Origin of the sequence: Streptococcus sp. DD04 (assembly GCF_001578725.1) — a bacterium.
Taxonomy (GTDB): domain Bacteria; phylum Bacillota; class Bacilli; order Lactobacillales; family Streptococcaceae; genus Streptococcus; species Streptococcus sinensis.
The window spans coordinates 389264-392460 of record NZ_KQ968978.1; the positions used below are offsets into that span (position 1 = coordinate 389264).

At 44.5% G+C, this 3197-nt stretch carries 4 protein-coding genes and 1 pseudogene; all 5 read left to right on the top strand.

Annotated features, from left to right (window positions below; genetic code table 11):
* Positions 1-280 (top strand): annotated as a pseudogene (locus STRDD04_RS06820) (ABC transporter permease); the annotation flags it as partial.
* 150 nt (positions 281-430) lie between these two features.
* Complete coding sequence (locus tag STRDD04_RS06825; protein ID WP_062200557.1) at positions 431-1297, top strand: ABC transporter ATP-binding protein; 867 nt, start codon at positions 431-433, stop codon at positions 1295-1297.
* Positions 1298-2161, top strand: a complete 864-nt coding sequence (locus tag STRDD04_RS06830; protein WP_062200558.1) for an ABC transporter permease — start codon at positions 1298-1300, stop codon at positions 2159-2161. It begins immediately after the preceding gene.
* 20 nt (positions 2162-2181) lie between these two features.
* Complete coding sequence (locus STRDD04_RS06835) at positions 2182-2637, top strand: LytTR family DNA-binding domain-containing protein (RefSeq protein WP_062200560.1); 456 nt, start codon at positions 2182-2184, stop codon at positions 2635-2637.
* Positions 2638-2647: 10 nt separating this feature from the next.
* Positions 2648-3049 carry a DUF3021 domain-containing protein gene (locus STRDD04_RS06840; RefSeq protein ID WP_062200561.1) on the top strand — a complete coding sequence of 134 codons (402 nt, stop codon included), beginning with the start codon at positions 2648-2650 and terminating at the stop codon, positions 3047-3049.
* Positions 3050-3197: the final 148 nt, after the last annotated feature.

The window sequence follows — 3197 nt, forward strand, 5'->3', positions numbered from 1 at the left end:
TGGCTTTATCATCTTGCAAAAAGTCGGTTTAGATGAAAAGCAGACTAGAAGTACCATTCGCAAGCAGATTTTGACTGTTTTCTTCCTACCTCTCATCTTTGCTTTTCTACATGTAGCAGCGGTCTTTCATATGCTGCGCTTGATTGTTGCTCTATTGGGTGTGACCAATCTTCCTCTCTTAATCCAGACAACACTTGCAACTTGCGGCGTCTTCCTCCTGACCTATATTTTAGTATTCTTACTAACTTCTCGCAGTTATCACAAGATTGTCGCTCGCTAAGAGCAAATCCCTGACCTCTGGTTGGGGATTTTTTGATGGCTGGATTTTTACCTCTCATATCCCCCATTTTACCGCTTGTCCAAAAAGCTGAGATTTTTCAAAAAAGACTTGCTATCATAGTCTCAGAAGTTAAGGATAGGAGAAAAGATCATGTTAGTAGAAACGAAAAATCTTACCAAGGTTTATGGCGATAAGGTAGCGGTTAATGGCCTGAATTTAGAAATTGAAGCAAGTAGTTTTACAGCAATTCTGGGTCCTAATGGAGCGGGCAAGTCGACAACGATTCAGATGTTGATTGGGCTCTTGCAGCCGACATCAGGACAAATCACTTATGCAGAACAAACCAAGCTGGGGGTGGTCTTTCAAAATAGTGTGCTAGATGCCAATTTGACAGTAGTTGAAAATCTGCAAATCCGTGCCAAACAGTACAAGCAGCTGGAAGCAGGTAAAATTGAACAGTTGATTGAGCAGCTGGGGCTAACTAGTTTTGCCAAACAGCGCTATGGGACACTCTCTGGCGGACAAAAGCGACGGGTAGACATTGCACGTGCGCTGCTCAATAGCCCTGACCTACTTTTTCTAGATGAGCCAACAACAGGCTTGGATATCCAGACTAGAGAAAGCATCTGGAAGCTGCTCAAAGACTTGCAGCAGAAGGAAAACATGACCGTAGTCCTGACTACCCACTATCTCAATGAAGCCGACGACGCAGATAAGATTTATATCGTAGACCATGGTCAAGTTATCGCTCAAGGCTCCGCAGGCCAGATCAAGGAGCGCTATGCCCGCAATGTTTTGCGGATTTTGACCCAGCATTCAGAGGACTTGAAGGCTGCTTTGCCGACTAGCTGTGAATGGGAGCAAGGCAAGGAGAATGAGTTTTTCTTTTATCCTAAGACGACTCAAGAAGCACTGACCTTATTGGCTCAGGCTGGTCCCTATATCGAACAATTTGAATTTCAAGCAGGGACGATGGATGATGCCTTTATGGCTCTGACAGGAAGAGAGGTACGTTAAATGTTAATGTTGATCAAACGAAATTTTTTACTCTATTTTCGCAATTATAGTGGGGTAATCTTATCTCTCTTTGGCGCCATTATTCCCTTTGTTTTATATCTGGTTTTTCTAAAGGACAACATGAAAGGCTCTTGGTCAGAAAGTAGCCATGCGACGGAGTTGCTAGACTTCTGGTTGATTAGCGGAACACTAGCTGTCACTGCCTTGACAACTACCCTATCAGCTTTTTCACAACAGACCGAAGACCGAGAAAGAAAGGTGACTGCCGATCTCTTTATCACAGATTTGGGGCAATGGGGCTTGCAGTTTAGCTACTTAATCAGTGCCTTTGTGATTGGCTTTGTCATGCAAGTCTTCATGTTTGCTGTCATGCTGACCTACTTTATCCTAGCGGACAAGATTTCCTTTGACTGGGCGCTTCTTCCTCAGCTGGTCTGCCTCATGCTGCTCAATAGCTTGCTGGCTAGTCTTCTCAATGCTCTAGTTGTTCCTTGTTTCAAATCGGTAAATTCCTTAGGGCAATATGCGACGGTCATCGGTGCGGCCTCTGGTTTTCTAGTAGGGACCTATATTCCGATCGGGACTCTGCCCAGCCTTGCTCAAAATCTCATGAAACTGACTCCCTCAACCTACATGGCTTCCCTCTTCAGACAAGTCCTGATGAAGGAGTCTCTGACAGAAGTTTTTGCTGGTCAGGGTCAGCTCCAGCAAGATTTTGAGAAGCTCCTAGGTATCCGTATCGAATGGCAAAAGCTCTTGACAAGCCAAGAAACATACTATATAGTTGGAGTAGTGCTCACGGCAGTAGCCCTGTTCTGGCTAGGTCAAAATTGGCTGCTGAATCGACGGATGAGCTTCAAGTAAATAAAGTAGGAGGCTTAGGTTTGCAGACAAGATTTGAAGAAGATGCTCAGATTTCCTCCCAAGACCCGCTGGTGGTCGTGAGAGCGGATCAGCTAGCTGGCGAGGCCAAGACCGTCCTAGACTATCTGGAACACTATAAGGCTGGTCCAAGTGGTGTCCTGCCTATTAAGTCGGATGATAAGCTGGTCATGCTCAAGACGGAGGACATTATCCTGGCCGATATTAATCAGACAACCCTGATGATTTACAGTACCGAGGGCGTTTATACAACGACAGAAACGCTGACTCGTTTTCAAAATCGTCTCAATAGTCGCAATTTCATCCAAGTATCGCGTCATGCAGTCATTAACATCGATCATCTGGAATCCTTGTCGGATAGCTTTTCGGGCAATATGACTGCCAAGCTAACCAATCAGCTCAAAACCGATGTCAGTCGCCGCTATGTCAAGCTGCTTATGGACTATTTGGGAATTTAGGAGAAAAATTATGACCTTTAAAAAAATTCTTATCGGTATGCAGGATGGTCTGAGAACAGGTAGCTTGGTCTTTCTTCTGGTAGGCCTGCTCTCAGGAAAAACATTTTTGTTGGCTCCTAGCTCTATTCTAAGTGTCCTCCTTGTCAGCGCCTTGATTGGAGTAGCAAGCTATATCCTTGATGCGACAGATCGCTTTCCCTTCCTTTTCCTACTTTTCTGCCACTTTGTAGTGACAGCGACCATCGTTTGTCTAGCTGTGATCTGCAATGGCTGGGGTAATATGCTTTTCGGCTGGTTCTTCTGGCTAAACTTTGTTTTGATTTACCTCTTGGTTTGGTTTCTTATCTCCGTCGATTCGATGATCAAAACCAAGAAAATCAACGAGGCCTTGAAAAATCGTAGAAAATACTAATGTATCCAAGACGCAAGCAAGTTTTATCAAGAACTTGCTTGTTTTTTTTATTATTGACTTTCAGTCCGTCTCGCTCCGTTAGGTGCGAGACAAATAAACCACCCGCTATGCGGGTGCGCATCGAAGGTTATACCCAAAAAACTCCCAA

Excerpts from the sequence above, each read along its gene's own strand:
- STRDD04_RS06840 (WP_062200561.1), top strand. The coding sequence starts at position 2,648 with ATGACCTTTAAAAAAATTCTTATCGGTATGCAGGATGGTCTGAGAACA.
- STRDD04_RS06830 (WP_062200558.1), top strand. The coding sequence starts at position 1,298 with ATGTTAATGTTGATCAAACGAAATTTTTTACTCTATTTTCGCAATTAT.
- STRDD04_RS06825 (WP_062200557.1), top strand. The coding sequence starts at position 431 with ATGTTAGTAGAAACGAAAAATCTTACCAAGGTTTATGGCGATAAGGTA.